Annotated in this window: 17 protein-coding genes and 1 pseudogene; 15 read left to right on the top strand and 3 right to left on the bottom strand. The window is 51.2% G+C overall.

The features are described 5' to 3' along the window. Window positions 1–11: 11 nt before the first annotated feature. The 3 genes from nirD (at window position 12) to ETC05_RS15900 (ending at window position 3,946) form a co-directional block, all read left to right on the top strand. Complete coding sequence (nirD, locus tag ETC05_RS15890) at window positions 12–332, top strand: nitrite reductase small subunit NirD (RefSeq protein ID WP_031409281.1); 321 nt, start codon at window positions 12–14, stop codon at window positions 330–332. Continuing rightward, window positions 329–2,476, top strand: a complete 2,148-nt coding sequence (gene nasC, locus ETC05_RS15895; protein ID WP_031409283.1) for an assimilatory nitrate reductase catalytic subunit NasC — start codon at window positions 329–331, stop codon at window positions 2,474–2,476. The genes nirD and nasC overlap by 4 nt, the downstream gene beginning before the upstream one ends. 258 nt (window positions 2,477–2,734) lie before the next feature. Next, window positions 2,735–3,946 (top strand): nitrate/nitrite transporter, encoded by a 1,212-nt coding sequence (locus ETC05_RS15900; protein WP_031409286.1) that lies wholly within the window; start codon window positions 2,735–2,737, stop codon window positions 3,944–3,946. A 461-nt stretch (window positions 3,947–4,407) separates the two neighbouring features. On the opposite strand, the gene ETC05_RS15905 is transcribed toward ETC05_RS15900, so the two are convergent. Next, a complete protein-coding gene (locus tag ETC05_RS15905) occupies window positions 4,408–4,545 on the bottom strand; it encodes a hypothetical protein (protein ID WP_165570902.1) in 138 nt (45 codons plus the stop codon). Next, on the bottom strand, window positions 4,505–4,720 hold the full coding sequence (locus tag ETC05_RS15910) for a Fur-regulated basic protein FbpA (RefSeq protein WP_071880186.1): 216 nt from the start codon (window positions 4,718–4,720) through the stop codon (window positions 4,505–4,507). The genes ETC05_RS15905 and ETC05_RS15910 overlap by 41 nt, the downstream gene beginning before the upstream one ends. A gap of 180 nt (window positions 4,721–4,900) precedes the next feature. Here ETC05_RS15910 and ETC05_RS15915 point away from each other — a divergent pair, with 180 nt between their 5' ends. From ETC05_RS15915 to ETC05_RS15960, 10 genes are all read left to right on the top strand, one after another. After that, on the top strand, window positions 4,901–5,206 hold the full coding sequence (locus ETC05_RS15915) for a MerR family transcriptional regulator (RefSeq protein ID WP_171661407.1): 306 nt from the start codon (window positions 4,901–4,903) through the stop codon (window positions 5,204–5,206). A gap of 298 nt (window positions 5,207–5,504) precedes the next feature. Then, entirely contained in the window at window positions 5,505–5,816 is a 312-nt protein-coding gene (locus tag ETC05_RS15920; protein ID WP_171661408.1) for a PTS sugar transporter subunit IIB, read from the top strand. A 3-nt stretch (window positions 5,817–5,819) separates the two neighbouring features. Further along, window positions 5,820–6,152 (top strand): PTS sugar transporter subunit IIA, encoded by a 333-nt coding sequence (locus tag ETC05_RS15925; RefSeq protein ID WP_171661409.1) that lies wholly within the window; start codon window positions 5,820–5,822, stop codon window positions 6,150–6,152. A 15-nt stretch (window positions 6,153–6,167) separates the two neighbouring features. After that, a complete protein-coding gene (celB, locus tag ETC05_RS15930) occupies window positions 6,168–7,487 on the top strand; it encodes a PTS cellobiose transporter subunit IIC (protein WP_171661410.1) in 1,320 nt (439 codons plus the stop codon). A gap of 26 nt (window positions 7,488–7,513) precedes the next feature. Further along, entirely contained in the window at window positions 7,514–8,926 is a 1,413-nt protein-coding gene (locus tag ETC05_RS15935) for a glycoside hydrolase family 1 protein (RefSeq protein ID WP_171661411.1), read from the top strand. A 158-nt stretch (window positions 8,927–9,084) separates the two neighbouring features. Beyond that, window positions 9,085–9,798 (top strand): GntR family transcriptional regulator, encoded by a 714-nt coding sequence (locus ETC05_RS15940; RefSeq protein WP_011231345.1) that lies wholly within the window; start codon window positions 9,085–9,087, stop codon window positions 9,796–9,798. 717 nt (window positions 9,799–10,515) lie between these two features. Next, the gene (locus ETC05_RS15945) at window positions 10,516–11,091 is read left to right on the top strand and encodes a YkoP family protein (protein ID WP_031409298.1); all 576 of its coding nucleotides are present in this window, start codon (window positions 10,516–10,518) and stop codon (window positions 11,089–11,091) included. Window positions 11,092–11,151: 60 nt separating this feature from the next. After that, window positions 11,152–12,003 (top strand): metallophosphoesterase, encoded by an 852-nt coding sequence (locus ETC05_RS15950; protein ID WP_031409301.1) that lies wholly within the window; start codon window positions 11,152–11,154, stop codon window positions 12,001–12,003. Window positions 12,004–12,173: 170 nt separating this feature from the next. Then, window positions 12,174–13,679, top strand: coding sequence for a Na+/H+ antiporter NhaC family protein (locus ETC05_RS15955; RefSeq protein ID WP_171661412.1), 1,506 nt, complete (start codon window positions 12,174–12,176; stop codon window positions 13,677–13,679). Window positions 13,680–13,746: 67 nt separating this feature from the next. Beyond that, window positions 13,747–14,694, top strand: coding sequence for an endonuclease I family protein (locus tag ETC05_RS15960; RefSeq protein WP_171661413.1), 948 nt, complete (start codon window positions 13,747–13,749; stop codon window positions 14,692–14,694). A gap of 115 nt (window positions 14,695–14,809) precedes the next feature. Here ETC05_RS15960 and ETC05_RS15965 read toward each other — a convergent pair whose 3' ends face one another. Further along, window positions 14,810–15,769 carry a bile acid:sodium symporter family protein gene (locus ETC05_RS15965; protein ID WP_031409307.1) on the bottom strand — a complete coding sequence of 320 codons (960 nt, stop codon included), beginning with the start codon at window positions 15,767–15,769 and terminating at the stop codon, window positions 14,810–14,812. Window positions 15,770–15,995: 226 nt separating this feature from the next. Between ETC05_RS15965 and ETC05_RS15970 the strand changes: the two genes are divergently transcribed. Together ETC05_RS15970 and ETC05_RS15975 are read left to right on the top strand one after the other, a co-directional pair. Then, window positions 15,996–16,217, top strand: a complete 222-nt coding sequence (locus ETC05_RS15970; RefSeq protein WP_031409308.1) for a FeoA family protein — start codon at window positions 15,996–15,998, stop codon at window positions 16,215–16,217. Then, window positions 16,217–17,087: pseudogene (locus ETC05_RS15975) on the top strand (FeoB small GTPase domain-containing protein); the annotation flags it as partial. The gene ETC05_RS15970 and the pseudogene ETC05_RS15975, both read left to right, overlap by 1 nt. Window positions 17,088–17,315 lie beyond the last annotated feature (228 nt).

A 17,315-nucleotide genomic window follows, 5' to 3' on the forward strand; every position in this document is an offset into this window, starting at 1 on the left:
GAGATGAAGTGATGATGAGAGTAAAAGTGGGAACAATCGAACAGTTGCCGAAACGGCTTGGAAAATGCGTGCACATCGGGGTGCTGGAGCTTGCTTTATTCCGTACCCAAGATGATCGAGTATACGCCGTCGAAAACCGTTGTCCGCATAAAGGAGGGGATCTGTCGCAAGGCATTGTCAGCGGCGAGTATGTGTTTTGCCCGCTTCATGATTGGAAAATTTGCTTAAGAGACGGTCAGGCGCAGGCGCCGGATGAAGGGTGCGTCAAAACGTACCGCGCGACGGTGGAAGACGGCTGTGTATATGTCGAGTTGCAGGAAACGGGTGAATGACGATGACGAATGAATTGCTGCGCTACTTTCGCGCCAAGGAAAAAGAACGGGCGTCGGAAACGGCCGCCGCGACCCAATGTCCGTTTTGCAGCGTCCAGTGCACACTTCAGCTGGTGGAGGAGCGGATTGTAGAACGGCGCCGCTACAAGGCGGTCCCGATCGACAACCCGACGTCCAACGGCCGCCTTTGTTTAAAGGGGATCAACGCTCACCAGCACGCTTTGCATCCCGAGCGGCTGTTGTTTCCGCTTGCCAAAGTGGACGGCCGGTTTGTGCGCGTCAGTTGGGAGGAGGCGCTTTCGCTAATCGTGGAACGAATCATCTCGATTCAAAAGAAAGATGGAGTCGATGCGTTTGCTGTTTACGGCGGCGGATCCTTGACGAACGAGGAGGCGTATTTGCTTGGGAAATTTGCCCGCGTGGCGCTCAAGACACGGCATATTGACTACAACGGCCGCTTTTGCATGTCGGCGGCTGCGGCTGCGATGAACGACGCATTCGGCCTTGACCGCGGGTTGACGAATCCGTTGTCCGATATTCCGCTGGCTCAGACGATCATTTTGGTTGGGACCAATATCGGCGAATGCCAGCCGACGTTGATGCCGTATGTTTACGAAGCGAAGAAAAACGGAGCGTTTCTCATCGTGGTGGATCCGCGGGAAACGAAAACGGCGGCGTTGGCCGATTTGCATCTGCCGCTCAAGCCGGGAACGGATGCGGCATTGGCCGTCGGTGTAGGAAAAGTGTTGATCGAAGAAGGATATATCGATGAAGCGTTCGTGCGCGAGCGGACGGTTGGGTTTGCCGAATGGAAACGGCACGTGGAAGCGATGGATATGGACGAGATCGTCCGGATGACCGACGTGCCGGCTGAGAAGATCCGTTTGGCGGCACGGAAGTACGGGGAGGCACCGGAAGCGATCGTGCTCACCGCGCGCGGCCTGGAGCAGCAAGCGGACGGCTATGCAGCGGTCAGACAATGGATTAACGCCGTATTGGCGACAGGCAAAATCGGTCGGCCCGGTTCAGGATTTGGTTCGATCACCGGGCAAGGGAACGGACAAGGCGGCCGCGAGCATGGACAAAAAGCCGACCAGCTCCCGGGTTATCGAAGCATTGAGCATCCGGAACACCGACGGTATATTGCGAGCGTATGGGGCGTTGCGCCGGATGAACTGCCGAGAAAGGGGGTGTCAGCGTATGAAATGATGCAAAAAATCGATGCGGGCGAGATTACCGGACTGTTTGTCATGGGATCGAATCCCGTCGTCTCCAGCCCGAATGCCGCGTTTGTCGCTAGAGCGCTCAAGAAGCTTAAGTTTCTTGTCGTTGCCGATATGTTTTTGTCGGAAACAGCCGAGCTGGCGGATCTCGTGTTGCCTGTTTCGTCGTATTTGGAAGATGAAGGGACGGTGACGAACGTCGAAGGGCGGATATGCTTGCGGCCGGCGGCTCGGAAGCGTCCTGGGGAGGTGAAACATGATTGGGAAATTTTATGCGCGATTGCTCACAAGCTTGGCAAGGGCCGCTACTTTTCCTTTGCGTCAGCTGAAGAGATTTTCAACGAACTGCGGCTGGCGAGCCGCGGCGGCAAAGCGGACTATTATGGTGTGACATATGAGCGGCTGCGCCGTGAACGCATCTACTGGCCGTGTCCGGAGGTCTCGCATCTCGGCACCCCAAGGTTATTCACGGATCGATTTGCTCACCCAGATGGCAAGGCGAGGTTTGCGGTTTTGTCGTTTCGGACAGACAAAGAGGAGACGGATGAATGGTATCCGCTTTACTTAACGACAGGTCGGGTGCTCGTTCATTATTTGAGCGGAACGCAGACGCGACGCAGTCCAGCGCTGGCGGCGCGGCAGCCGGAGGCGACCGTCGAGATCCACCCGAGGACGGCGAAGCGATACGGAATCGGTCCAGGGATGCTTGTACGCATTGAAACGCGGCGCGGTGCGGCGGTCGCCCGCAGCCGTTACAATGATCAAATTCGCGAGGATACCATCTTTGTCCCATTCCACTGGAGCGGCCTGCAACAAATTAACAACGTCACGTCCGATGAACTGGATCCGCATTGCCGGATGCCGGCGTTTAAGCGGTGCGCAGCTCGGGTGCGGCCGGTTGTTGATTTAGGGAGAAATTAACTGCCAAGGGCCGCCGGATGATTCATGTAGAGAAAACAGCCTTCTGTCCTCCATCGACAGTTTAGGGAACCGCACTCATCAAGGTTCGCGAGCGGGGAACGCTATGGTGATGGATCTGCTAAATCGCCGACTTTTTCAATGAATAACGAATGCAGAAAAAAACTTCCCGGCAATACGGCGGGAAGCAGGTGGAGAAATCGCTTTCATTCCCATTATAGCATAAGGGAACTTCCATGCCAAGGGGGAGGTCGAGAGAAGATGGTGAAGAAATCGTTTTGGCGTGTGGGGCATGCGCGGACGCTTTTGTCGTCGTTTTTGTACTTTGATATTAGTTTCATGATTTGGAACTTGCTTGGCGCGCTTGGTGTATTTGTCGCCGAGTCGTTTGCGCTCACGCCGGCGGAAAAAGGGATGATGGTCGCCATTCCCGTGTTGGGAGGGGCGCTGCTTCGCATTCCGATGGGGCTGCTCGCCGACCGCTGGGGCGGAAAGCGGGCTGGTCTGCTCGGCATGGCGGTGACGGCTGTGCCGCTTGTGTGGGGGTGGCTGTTTGCTGACCATATGTCGGATGTGTATGCTCTTGGATTTTTGCTTGGAGTAGGTGGAGCTAGTTTCGCTGTTGCTTTGCCCCTTGCAAGCCGCTGGTATCCGAAAGAATATCAAGGGCTGGCCATGGGGATTGCTGGGGCCGGAAACAGCGGGACGGTGCTGGCAACGCTGTTTGGTCCGCGGCTGGCGGAGGCGTATGGTTGGAATGCGGTGTTTGGATTGGCGCTCGTACCGCTTGTTGTTGTCTTTCTTCTATTCGCCTGGCTGGCGCGTGAATGTCCAACAGCGGTGAAGCCCGTTTCATTGCGTGAATACGGAGCCGTCCTCCGTCGAAAAGAAGCATGGCTGTTTTGTTTCTTCTACAGCTTGTCATTCGGTGGATTTGTCGGATTGACGGGTTACTTGGGCATTTTCTTCTTTGATGAGTATGGTGTCAGCAAAATCGCGGCCGGCGATTTCGTCACCGCCGTCGTGTTTGCTGGCAGTTTGATCCGCCCGATTGGCGGTTATATCGCTGACCGGATCGGCGGAATGCGGCTTCTTTCCTTGTTGTTTGCCGTTGGAGCGGTTTTGCTTGCGTTCATCGGCACATTGCCGCCCCTTTTCATCGTGTTCGGATTGATGGTCGCTCTCTTCCTTTGTTTTGGCGCCGCGAACGGCGCGTTGTTCCAAGTTGTTCCCACATGGTTTCCGAAAGAGGTCGGCTTGTTGACGGGCATCATCGGGGCGGCCGGCGGGTTGGGAGGGTTTTTGTTGCCGAACGTGCTCGGGGCAATGAAGCAGTGGATCGGTTCTTCGGCGTATGGATTTTGGCTGTTTGCCATTGTTCTGGGGGGTGCTATGTTGACGGCGCGCCGCTTACAAACGCGGGCGGCAGAGGCTGTTCCTCTTGGAAAAGATACGGTTGAGCGCTCTGGATAATAGGAGCGGTTGCTAGAGAGGAGGAAAGAGGAAGTGTGTGTGCTAGGTGTTGATCGCACAACGGCTGAGTAGCTGGTGCATGCTGCCCATCAAATCTACCCGTATTCGAAAACGGTCCGCGGCAATATTGAAGGTAACGCTTTCCGTCAAAGAATAACGAGCATCAGAGAAGGTGTCCCCTAACGATGTGGTGTTGGGGCACCTTCTGCTTGTGGGGCGCTCGTTCGTTTGCCAGCGGCTTAATCAGCAGAATCGTTTCTCCTGTGACATCATCCGTTATCTGTTGGCGTAAGCGTGCAGATGAAGGAGTGGGCGCTTCGTTGCAAACAGTAAACGATCTTTTGGGCGGGTGGCCGAGGAGTCGGGCAATTGTCTTCTTTGTTGCTTGGTGAGGGCAACGGACGTGAACTACTCACCATTTAGCTAATGCTTGAGGTGGGAGACTTCTTTCCGAAATTACGTTAAAGTCGGTTTTGGAAAAAACGGAGCAGCTCCTCAGCCCGGTTTCCAACAAGTTGGATCAGCTGTTCAAACATGGCATCGCGTTGCAGATCGAGCTCAATGATGCGTTTCGCCAGCTCGAGCGCTTTTTCGTTCATGGAACTGGCCTCCTTTCATGGTCCAGATTGGTCTGAATCGTTCGTATTCGCGGCGCAATTCCGCTATCGTCCAGTGTTCCAGCTGTGCTGGATCATCGGTCAAACCCACTCGCAGCAGTTGGTTAATATAAAACTGTTTTTGTTGTTTTACTGCCTGTTGCATCCATTTCCCCATGTCGCTCCCTCCCTGTTTTTACCTTTACGATACCACCTTTTTCTTTAGTGTACAGCGAATGTGTTAAGCTCATTTACAGGAAATTTAAAAAATATGTTAATTTTATTTACAAAAGTTAACGAGGTGCCATGATTTTTTGTATAATTGTGTTAGAAAATGTAACGTATAGAGGTGAGGAAAATGACTGCTCATCCACAAGAGGATCATTACAAATATAAAAAAGTTATTTCGATCGGTGTCGTCAGCGAACTGACCGGGCTGTCGCAGCGGCAAATTCGTTATTACGAGGAACGGAAGCTGGTGTTCCCTGACCGTTCCAAAGGAACTCGCAAATATTCATTCGCCGATGTGGAGCAGTTGATGAAAATTGCCAATCAACGCGAGGAAGGTGTATCGACTTGGGAAATCCGTCAAGAGATGACGAAAGAGCTGCGCGAGCGGATGTTAAAAGGGCAAATGAACGCGCATTTTCGGATGCGTTCCTAGGGGTGCGGACAGATTCGAATTTTGGACGCATCCCCTGCTTGGAAGCAGAGCATGCGGAAAACCGCCTGGCCGTGTGCCAACAGGATGTAAACACAGCGGCGTTTGTCCAATAATAAGAGCATAGTTGCTTGGCGCGCACAGAGATTCGTGCGCGCTTTTTTTGTTGCAGGATCAAAAGGTTGGTTTAAAAATATTAATCTTTTTTATTAAATGACTAGACAAATAAAATCAAATGTATATAATTTAAATTGAAAACGATATCATTTGTTTTACTCAATGCAAAGAGGAGGAATGAACCATGAAACGGATTTTATTGGCGTGCAGTTCTGGAATGTCGACAAGCTTGCTAGTGACGAAAATGCAGGAGTATGCCAAATCCGTCGGTGAGGAGGCAGAGATTTGGGCGGTCGGTCAAGATCAGGCGAAAAAAGAGATGGCCAAAGCCGATGTCGTCCTTATTGGTCCACAAATGAGCTTTTTGAAAGGGGAATTGCAAAAAGAAGCGCAAAAATACGGCATTCCAGTCGATGTCATTGACATGGTGGCTTATGGGATGGCGGATGGCAAAAAAGTGTATGAGCAGGCATTAAAATTGATGGGGGATCAGTAACGGATGGAGAAAATCGATATCAATCAACTTACCAATGAACAAGTTGCTTTCCAGTTAATTTTGCATAGTGGCAACGCCCGCAGCAAAATCATCCAAGCCATCCGTGAATACCGGACTGGACAGATCGGAGAAGCGGAGCGGCTGATTCAAGAAGCAGAGCAGGACTTAAGCATCGCCCATGATGTCCATTTCCAACTTATTCAAAAAGAGGCCAGCGGCGAGCAAACAAATATTACGTTGCTTCTCATGCATGCCGAAGATCACGTCATGTCAACGCTGGCGATGAAAGAAATTGTAAAAGAAATGCTCGCACTGTTGAAGGAACGAAACGTATAAAAGGAGGATGGCAGCATGAACCAAGCATTATTCGAAAAATTAAGCAAAGTGCTTGTTCCGATCGCTGGAAAGTTGAACAATAGCCGTTATTTGCAAGTGTTGCGCGATGCGTTTATGTTGGCGTTTCCGTTGACGATTTTTGGTTCGATCGCAGTCGTCATCGCCAACTTGCCGTTTTTGGACAAGGTGATGAGTGAAAACAGCCTTAATGCGCTTAAAGAGATGCTCGGTGTTGCCCCAAATGCAACAATGGGTGTAATGACGATTTTCGTCGTGTTTGGTATTGGCTATTATTTGTCGAAAAGTTATGAAGTTGAGGGGATTTTCGGCGGTGCGATCGCGTTAGCTTCTTTTCTCTTGTTGACGCCATTCGTTTTGCAGGTTGAGGGGAAAGAAGCTGTGCAAGGAGTCATCCCGCTCGACCGCCTAGGAGCGAAAGGGATGTTTCTTGGCATGGTTACCGCATTTACTGCTGGTGAAATTTACCGGAAGGTTGTGCAAAAAAATATTACAATCAAAATGCCAGCCGGGGTGCCGCCGGCGGTTGCGAAGTCGTTTGCCGCGTTGATTCCAGCCGTGGTCACCCTGACCTTCTTCCTCGTCGTCAATATCATTGTAACACAAATTTTTAAGACAAACATGCATGATGTCATTTACAATGCAGTGCAAGCACCGCTTGTCGGGCTGGGAAGCGGCATTATTCCAACGCTGATCGCGATTTTTGTCACGCAAATTTTGTGGTTTTTCGGGCTACACGGGCAAATCATCATTAACTCGGTGATGGATCCGATTTGGAACACACTGTCGCTCGAAAACTTAAATGCGTATACAAAAGCGGGGGAAGTTCCGCATGTCGTCAGCAAACAGTTTATTGAAATTTACACGGTCGGCATGGGCGGAACGGGAATGACGCTTGCTGTCATTTTCGCCATCTTGCTCTTTATGAAGAGCAAGCAAATGAAGCAGGTGGCTAAGCTCGGGCTCGGACCCGGAATCTTTAACGTCAATGAACCGATTATTTTCGGTTTGCCGGTCGTGATGAATCCGCTCGTCATCGTCCCGTGGATTTTGGCGCCGATGGTCGTCACGTTGGTGACCTATTTGGCAATGTCCTCAGGCCTTGTACCGCCGCCTAACGGCGTAGCGGTGCCATGGACGGTGCCGATTTTCATCAACGGCATTATGGCGACGAACTCGCTGGCCGGCGGATTGCTGCAAGTGGTCAATTTCCTGATTGTGCTTGTCATTTGGTTTCCATTCTTAAAGTTCATTGACCGGATGAACTTGCAAAAAGAGCGGGAAGAGGGGCAAGACGCTGCGAAAAGTGCATCATAACGATACAGCAAATGAGGTGAATCGCGATGGAACAACGATCAAAGCAACCAATCACCTATCGCTTTCCTGCCGGATTTTGGTGGGGAAGTGCGACATCCGCGACGCAAATCGAAGGAGCGGCAAACGAAGGGGGGAAAGGGAAGAACATTTGGGATCATTGGTATGAACAAGAGCCTCACCGCTTTTTTCAAGGCGTCGGCCCGGAGGTGGCATCTGATTTTTATCATCGCTACAAAGAGGACATTGCGTTAATGAAGGAGATCGGCCATAATTCATTCCGGTTTTCAATTTCATGGTCGCGTTTGATTCCAGATGGGGTTGGTGAGGTCAACCCGGAGGCGGTGCGGTTTTACAATGCGGTCATCGATGAATTGCTGGCGAACGGGATTGAACCGTTTGTGAATTTATACCATTTTGATATGCCGCTGGTGATGCAAACCATTGGAGGATGGGAAAATCGTGAAGTGGTCGATGCTTATGCCCGCTATGCTAGCCTTTGTTTTCAACTGTTTGGCGATCGGGTGAAAACATGGTTTACGCACAATGAGCCGATTGTTCCTGTAGAAGGCGGGTATTTGTACGATTTCCACTATCCGAATGTGGTTGACTTCCGCCGTGCCGTGCAGGTGGCTTACCATACGATGATTGCCCATGCCAAAGCGGTTGCCGCCTTCCGCAGGGCGGCGATAACGGATGGAAAGATCGGCATCATTTTGAATTTAACGCCATCTTATCCGCGCAGCCAACATCCGGCTGATGTGAAAGCGGCGCATATCGCTGATTTGTTGTTTAACCGCAGTTTCTTGGATCCTGCGGTAAAAGGAGAATACCCGCAAGATTTAATCGAGCTGTTGGCTGAATACGGCTTTTTGCCCGTGACGAAAGCTAACGATCGCGAACTTATCAAAGAAAATACGATCGATTTGCTTGGCATCAACTACTATCAACCGCGCCGCGTCAAGGCGAAAGAAAATATGCCAAATCCGGACGCCCCGTTTTTGCCTGAACGGTTTTTCGATTACTATGCCATGCCGGGGCGGAAAATGAACCCGTATCGTGGTTGGGAAATTTATGAAAAAGGCATTTATGATATTTTAATCAATATCAAGGAAAACTATGGAAACATTGAGTGCTTTATTTCCGAAAACGGCATGGGCGTTGAAGGAGAAGAACGGTTCCGTGATGAAAGCGGCATGATTCATGACGACTACCGGATTGAATTCATTCGCGAGCATTTAAAATGGGTGCATCGCGCGATTGAAGAAGGAGTCAATGTGAAAGGCTACCATCTTTGGACGTTTATGGACAATTGGTCGTGGACCAATGCCTATAAAAATCGGTATGGGCTCGTGGCAGTCGACTTGGAGAACGGTTTGAAACGAACGATTAAAAAAAGCGGTTATTGGTTTAAATCGTTGGCAGAAAACAACGGATTTTAAACGGAAAGCAAGGCGTCCTGGGCAGCGGGGCGCTTTTTGTCGGTTGGGAGAACGGAGCGGCAAAGCAAAAGCGGTGAAGGAGAAAGCCGCATTGGCTATTGTGCAAACAGATGATTGTTCGTACAATGAAAATAGGACAATGACGAGGGATGAAAACGATGCCAAAATATGAGCAAATTTCTAACGAAATACGCAGACGAATTAAAGAGGGAGTGTATTCCCTAGACGAGCCGATTCCTGATGAAATCTCGCTCGCTGAGGAGTTTGGCTGCAGCCGGATGACCGTGAAACGGGCGCTTGATCTGCTTGTGTCCGAAGGGCTGTTGTATCGAAAGCGCGGCCATGGCACGTTTATTGTGAAATCCGCGATGCTTGACGGACTCGTTAACGTCGTCAGCAACGAGACACTCGGTTTGACAGGTGTACTGAAAGGACGCGAGGTAACAAGCAAAATCATTGCGTTCGAAGTGTTGTTTCCGTCCGATGAAGTGGCGGCCCATTTATGCATCGACACGAACACGCCGGTGTACCACTTAATCCGCCTGCGCAATGTGGATGGCGAACCGTACGTCATTGAGCGGACGTATATGCCCGTCCATTTGATCCCGGGGCTCAATGAAACGGTGCTTCATGGCTCGATTTATCGTTACATCACTCACGAACTCGGCTTAACGATTGCAGGGTCGCACCGAAAGATCCGCGCAGATAAACCGAATGAGCTCGATCAGCAGTACTTGCAGTGCGCACCCGACGATCCGGTATTGGAATTGGAACAGGTTGGTTTTTTGAACAATGGAGAGCCCTTTGAATACTCCTTTTCCCGTCATCGGTACGACAAATTTGTCTTCGTCACCGTCAGCACCCGCCGCTAAACGGCGCCTGCCTTTGCGATCACATGAGGCAGGCGCGTTTTGTTTGCTGTTCAGGGCTGTTCTTTCCGTCTTTCTTCTAGGAGGCTGGTGATTTAATCGTGAATACGGCTTTACCATTTCATTTCTCAATTAGAAAAACCTTGTTGCATCGATCCTGCTTTTCGCCCATTCCCCCCATTGAGTAAGGGAATCAGCCGTTTTTCACCGCCCTCCTAGAAGGCCGGTGATTTAAGGGGAAATACTGCTCTCCAACAGTGTTTCTCAAATTGAAAAACCTTGTAACGTCATCATTTCATTCCTTGTAATTTCCCACAAATCGAGCGAATCTGTTGTTTTTCACCAGCCTTCTAGAGAGTTGGTGGTTTATTGAACGCTCTCCCACCTACGCTAACGCTTAGAGGTGGGAGATTCTTGGGAACACCCGCCCCACGGCAGGCTATGAACCAAGCCATCCCCGTGCGTCCCACGGTTCGACTGCCTTACAACGACAGCAAACGAAGCCCTTCCTGCAAAAACCCGATCGTTTGGTTGATCAGCTCCGCTTGTGTTCGGGTGGGATACAGCCTGGGGCAGGGGGCGAAATGGAACTGGACCTCAGTATGCGCGTCTCCCGACTGGTCATGCAGCGATTTTTTCTCCTTTTTTCTCCATTTATAATGGCGCTCGATCGATTCCATAATGTAAATGGATAGAACGAGCAGGGGAAGGATGCCGCCAATGAGAAGCAAAGCGACGCAGTGGCTGTTGTCTGTATGGGGACTGATGGATCCGCTCTATTATGCATGTTCCCGCCTCGAATATGCTGGTGGGAAAGAGAACGGCTGCCGTTCCATTTTCCGCGTCCGTTTGCTTCGATACAAGGGTGAAACAATTTACCTTTCAGACGGAACGACGATCGCGGCCAATGACTGGCTGTTGAAAATTCACCTTCATAATGTTCGTCTGCTTCGCGAACTGATGCAGTATCGAAGCGATATTCAAAAAGGACGTTATATTTTCGAACAAGTGAAAGCCGGTTTGCCGCATGTCGCCCATCATCTTTACCATCACGAACAGTCCTCCCGCATAAAAGGGATCATCGGCGTGACCATGTTAAACAAAGGATGTGAGAGGCTCGGATTTGATACCGTGGACATTGGGAATTCATTTTACCGTTGGTTTAAAATGGCATCCCATTGGCCGATGATGACATTGGCTCAACACCGTCTAGTGCCGCTTGTCCGCCCGCCGAAGTATTTGTTGATGTCAAAAGAAAAGCTGTTTTCGCTATACGGCTGCCATCTCATCCACTAACTCCCTCTTTCTTCTCTCCTCCATTTCACTATAATGGGTATCGAGGGAGGAGAGAAGACGATGACATTCTTTTTTGTCGTTCTTGCCATTTTGTTATTGCTTGCTTTGGCCATTCGTAAAGCCCACCGCAACACGTATGAAGCGGTTTTGCATAAAGTCCAAGTTGGCGGCTGTTCAGAGGATGGGGACGGAGCCCTTCGGATTTTGCAGCTATCGGATTTGCATCTTGAAAAACTGTCGATCCCCCCGGACGATTTATACAACAAGCTGAAAGACGAAGCGATCGATTTGATCGCGTTGACGGGCGATTTTTTGGACCGTGAGGAAAGCATCGTCAAGCTCGGTCCGTATTTGGCCGCGCTGAATGCATTGAAACCGACGTACGGCATGTATGCGGTGTTTGGCAACCACGATTACGTGCTTCAAGGCGAACCGTTCGAGCGCTTGAAAACGACGCTTGAGGCGCACGGCTGCGTCGTCTTGCAAAACGAGACGAAAACGATCACGGTCAACGGTCAAACCGTCAATATCATCGGCATCGATGATTTTTACACGGGGCGCAGCGACATCAAAAAGGCGTACGCTGGCGTGAAAGACGGCATCAACCTCGTGTTGACGCACGACCCAGACATCGTGCCGCATATGAAAGATTATCATTTTGACTATCTGTTGTCGGGTCATTTCCACGGCGGGCAAATTCATTGGCCGAAGCCGTACCATTTGGCGAAAATGAGCAAAACGCTCACCGAGCGGAACATGATCAAAGGTTATCATGAATGGGAAGGAAAACCGTTTTATATCAACGAAGGGCTTGGGCAAACGGGAGTGAACATCCGGATCGGCTCGAAGCCGGAAGTGACGCTCCACTTGTTGGCGCTGCCGTCCCGAAGAGAAGCGGTGAAAGCTGTCTAATGGGCAGCTTTTTATTTTTTAGGGTAGGAAAGCGGTTTCTTTTGCGCGTGCCACCATGCGGCGCGCTTTTTGTGTGGACTCGTCTCCCTGTTGTTGGGGAAAATCAATGACCGTTTGCATAGACAAGGGAAACAGTCGCCATACTTTTTAAAGAAAGGAGTGAATGGTCAATGGAACCGTCGTGGAAAGCTCTCTTGCCATTTTTAGTTGTTATCCCGATTTCGATTTGGACGAAGCAAGTGATTCCCGGTCTGTTTGTCGGGCTGTTGGTCGGAAGCTATTTGTTGACGCCGTCGCTGCTGGGCGGATTGCGAACGATGCTTCATTATGTCGTCGATAACTTGATGCAGACGAACAACATTCGCATCATCATGTTCTTATACGTGTTCGCCGGTCTTGTCAGCATGATCAAATATACCGGTGGAATCAAAGGATTCGTCCATCTCGTCAGCAAAAAAGTGAAATCGGCCAAAGCGGCCATGCTGCTGACATGGATCTCGACGATGGTGACGTTTAGCGACCCCGATTTTCGCATCGTCACCGTCGCGCCGATCATGAAGGCACTGCGCAAACGGCTTGGGCTGTCGTCCCAGCAAATCGGCTTTGCCATTGAGGTGACATCCAACCCGGTTGTCGCGCTGATCCCAATTGCCACCGCGTTCGTCGGCTATATGGTGTCGGTCATCGACAAGGCGCTCGATACGGCCGGCATCGGAGCGGAGCCGTACATCGTGTACGTCCGAAGCATTCCGTTTAACTTTTTCTCGTATGCCATGATTGCCGTCGGGCTGTACTACAGCTTTTTTGTCTACTCGCGCAAAAAACAGGCGGAGGTCAGCAAAGAGCGGGGGATGAAGCCGATCCAGCGCTGGAATGAGCGTTTGGCACTCGAAATGGCGGAAGAACAGCGGCCGGCTGACCATCCGCCCAACGAAGCGCAAGGGGAAGAAGGAGACGCGATGCAGACATGCCCGCGCGCTTATCAAAAAGAAACGCCGGCCAGGCCTTGGAATTTGATCGTTCCCCTTTCGATCGTGCTTGTTTTGACGTTGTTTTTAAGCTGGTGGGACGGTCACCGCGGGGCGAGAACGTTTTGGGAGGCGTTTTTGCAAAGCGATGCGCTCGGGGCGATGTTGGAGGCGCTGCTGTTTACGGTCATGATCACCGTTGCGTTCTTCCTTTGGCAGCGATTTCGATTGACGGATTTGTTGACTCATTTTGTCAAGGGCGGCAATGAACTCATGTCCGTCATTTTGATGCTGGCGCTCATTTGGGCGCTGTCAGCTGTGGCGGAGGATTTAGGGTTTTCGCAATACATTACGGGCCATGTTAAAGAATGGATTCCACCGTTTTTTGTCGCCCCGATTTTGTTTTTGCTTGGCGCCGTCATTTCCTATTTCATCGGCTCGTCGTGGGGGACGTGGGGGATGTTGATGCCGCTTGGCGTGACGCTCGCGAGCCAAGCGGGAACGAACATTTTGCCGGTCATCGGCGCGGTGTTTGCGAGCGGGACGTTCGGGGCGTTCGCGTCGCCGCTCAGCGACAATACAGTGACGCTGTGCACCATTTTGGATTTGCCGGTGATGGAATACGCGCGCACAAAGTTGATTCCATCGTTGATCGCCGCCGGCATCGCCGCCGTTTTGTTCGGCGCTACGTCATTTCTTTTGCATTAGCGCTGCTGTCGTCCTCCCCTCCTTCCATGATACACTAAAAGAAAAAAAGGAAGAGAGGGGAACGGCGATGGGGGAGGCGGAACGGCAGCTTGACGAGCTCAGCCAATGGCAAACGGAAGATGTTGCCGCGCAGCTGGAGCAGTTGAACGAGCGGCTCGCTCTGGAGGACGCGTATTACCAGGCCGCAGAAGATGAGAGGGCGCGCGATCGGTATTATCGTCATCTGCCGCTTGACGGGGACGGATTGATGTTGTTTGTCCGCTATCACGAACTGGTGGCGCGCACCCATAAGCGGCGGCTGCCGTATTTTTTCAGCAAGGACGAATATTTGTACACATGGGTCGACTTGCAGCCGGACGGAACGGTGCGAAGCTTGTACTCCGGCGAGCGAAAAGACCCGAAGATGTTGATCGTCCAAGATGTCCAAACGATGAAACGGCGCTACGATGAATTTCGCCAGTTGTTGAAAAAAATGAAGCATGGGCTCGGCGATGTGCACGAGCGGGTGAAAACGATCGAGCAGCAATGGAAATTCAATGCCGAACATGTCGTGCCGCAGTCTTGGTTTGGCGCCCGCGAACCGATGAAAGGTGATTTGCATCATTTGTTCGTCTGCCAGCCGGAGTGCAACACGATGCGGTCGAATTTTCCGTATGCGGATTTTCCGTTTTACAATCCGGAAGACCCCGACGAGCAAGTCCAAAACCGTTGCGGCGTTGTCTATAACGGCTATTTCGAGCCGGAGTACGGCAAAGGGACGGCGGCAAGGGCCATGCTGTACTTTCTGCTTCGCTATCCGAAGGCGATCGCAAAGTCGTTTCGGCGCAAAATCGATATTCCGCTCCTTGTCCGTTGGCACGAGCAATTTCCGCCGACGGTGTATGAACATCATCGCAACAGCGCGATTTTTTTCATCCAAGGCAACCGCAACCCGTTCATTGATTTTCCTGAACTGGCGGGGCGGATGGTGTTTCCGTTTGAAGGGACGATGCCAAACGGAGCGTTTTCTGAATAGCACTTGGCCGCTTGAGCATGGCGGTGAGCAAAAAAGCTGTCCCCGGAAGACAAGCGTTTCTGTCGGGAGACAGCTTTTTTGTTTCCTGCCGTTGGACAAGGCACAAGAGGTAAGGTTAAGCGGAAACCGTCTTGCCATCCGGTGGTTGGCGATCCGCTTGTTTGCGGAAGTATGTGGCGACCATCGGACCGGAAATATTGTGCCAGACGCTGAAAATGGCGCTCGGAACGGCGGCGAGCGGCGAAAAATGGGCGGTCGCCAAGGCCGCGCCAAGCCCGGAGTTTTGCATGCCGACTTCGATGGAAATCGCCTTTTGTTTGGGCGGTGACAGGCGAAACAGTTTGGCAAACCAATACCCAAGCAACAAGCCCAACCCGTTATGAGCAACGACAATAAGAAAAATAAGCAGTCCGCTTTTGGCAATGGCCGCTTGGTTTTGCCCGACGACGGCGGCGACGATGGCCACGATGGCGATGACCGAAACGAGCGGCAGCGCCGGGATGCATGCTTTGACTTGCTTTTGGAACAGCGCCTGGGCGATGAGGCCCAAAACAATCGGAATGAGCACGACTTTGACGATCGACCAAAACAAGGCAGCGGCCGATACGGACAGCCATTTCCCGGCTAAAAGCAAAATGAGCGAAGGCGTCAAAATCGGCGCTAAAATCGTCGAAACAGAAGTGACGGCGACCGACAGAGCCGTATCTCCTTTTGCCAAATACGTCATGACGTTGGACGCCGTTCCGCCCGGGCAGCAGCCGACTAAAATAATGCCGAGCGCCACTTCACGCGAAACCGGCAGAAAGTAAGCGAGCAAAAACGCGACAAGCGGCATGATCAGAAACTGGGCAACGACGCCGATCAACACATCAAGCGGACGCTTGAATACTTCTTTGAAATCATCTGCTGAAAGCGTCAATCCCATGCCAAACATCACGATGCCTAACAGCGGCACAATATACGGGGCGATCCACGTAAACGCGCCGGGAACGAAAAAAGCCAGCGCGCCGAACAGAAGCACCCAGATCGCAAACGTATTGCCGACAAAGTTGCTGATTCTTCCTAGCGTGTTCATTCGAATTTCCTCCTCGAACAAAGATGGGAAAGATATACAAGGAATTATATACATTTTTTTGAAAAGTTCAACTAATAAATCATCAATTTTTGAAGAAATGTTGACAATCTACCATGGTTGCGAAAAAAGTCACTCCCTTTTTCTTCAGTTGTGCTATGATAGGAATTGAGAAAAAGAATCATTATTGGCATCAATAAGCGTAGACAGGGAAATAGGAGGAAAGACGATGGTGCTGACCGATTTGCATAAAGGAGAGACAGCCTTCATCGTCCGTTTGGCTGTTGACAATGAGGCACTGAAACAGCGTCTTCTTCATCTAGGGGTCAAAGAAGGGAAAAGAGTGCGGTTGAAAGCCGCGATGCCGTTTGGCGGGCCGGTGATGGTCGAAGTCGATGGACAGGCCATCGGCTTGCGGCGCAAAGAAGCGTCGGCGATTGAGGTGAAATGATGGCGTACGTAGCACTGGTTGGCAACCCGAACACTGGCAAAACGTCATTGTTTAACCGGCTCTTATGAATATGTTGGCAACTGGAGCGGGGTAACGGTCGAGAAGAAAGTAGGAGTGCTTCGCCAGCACGGCGTGCCGGTCGTTGATTTGCCTGGCATTTACTCGCTCCAGCCGCTGTCCCGCGATGAAGGAGTGGCGACTGATTTCTTATTGATCGAGCCGTGTTCAGTGATCGTCAATATCGTTGACGCGTCGCAGCTTAAGCGCAACTTGCATTTGACGGTTCAGCTATTGGAATTTGGCCGCCCGCTCATCATCGCTTTGAACATGGTCGATGTCGCGGAAAAGCGCGGCGTCAAAATCGATGCCGCCAAGCTGTCGCGCCATCTCGGCGTCCCAGTTGTTCCGGTCATCGCCCGAACAGGACAGGGGACAACAGAGTTAACGCGCGCCATTTTGTCGGCAACAGACGGACACCATTCCGGCTTTTTGATTGATTACGGCATCGAGGTGGAACGCGCGATCCGCCGCATTGCCGAGCAGCTGCCGGATGACATGTCGGGAAATAAGCGTTGGATGGCTCTGCAATTTCTGGAAGGAAACGAGCGCATTGCCGCCTATTTGCGTGACCGCTTCGATTTGTCGCCGCTCTTGGCGATCCGCGAGGAGACGGAACAGGCGCTTGGCTGCCGGGCCGCCCAGCTGATTTATGAAGCGCGCGACCGCTGGATCAGTGAAACGATCGCGGCGGCGGCCATCGAGTTTGCGCCAAAACCGCTGACGCTAACGGAAAAAATCGACGCAGTGGTGACAAACCGCTATGTTGGGCTGCCGATTTTTTTGGCGCTGATGTATATCGTGTTTATCTTAATTAGGCGAGAAGACTCCCACTTCAACGAAGCGAAGCGGAGTAAGTGGGAGATGAATCGCCTTAACTATATTTTACTGAAAATAGTATATATTCAGTAAAATATAGTATCATATAGTTAGATGGGAGGTGAAAAAATGTATTTTTGTATCAAGCAACAGCTAAATGGTTTGACCAAAGAAGAATACTTGACTCTTAGAGAACTGTGCCATATTGCCAAGAACATGTAC

It is taken from the genome of Geobacillus sp. BMUD (assembly GCF_013096845.1).
Lineage (GTDB): Bacteria > Bacillota > Bacilli > Bacillales > Anoxybacillaceae > Geobacillus > Geobacillus vulcani.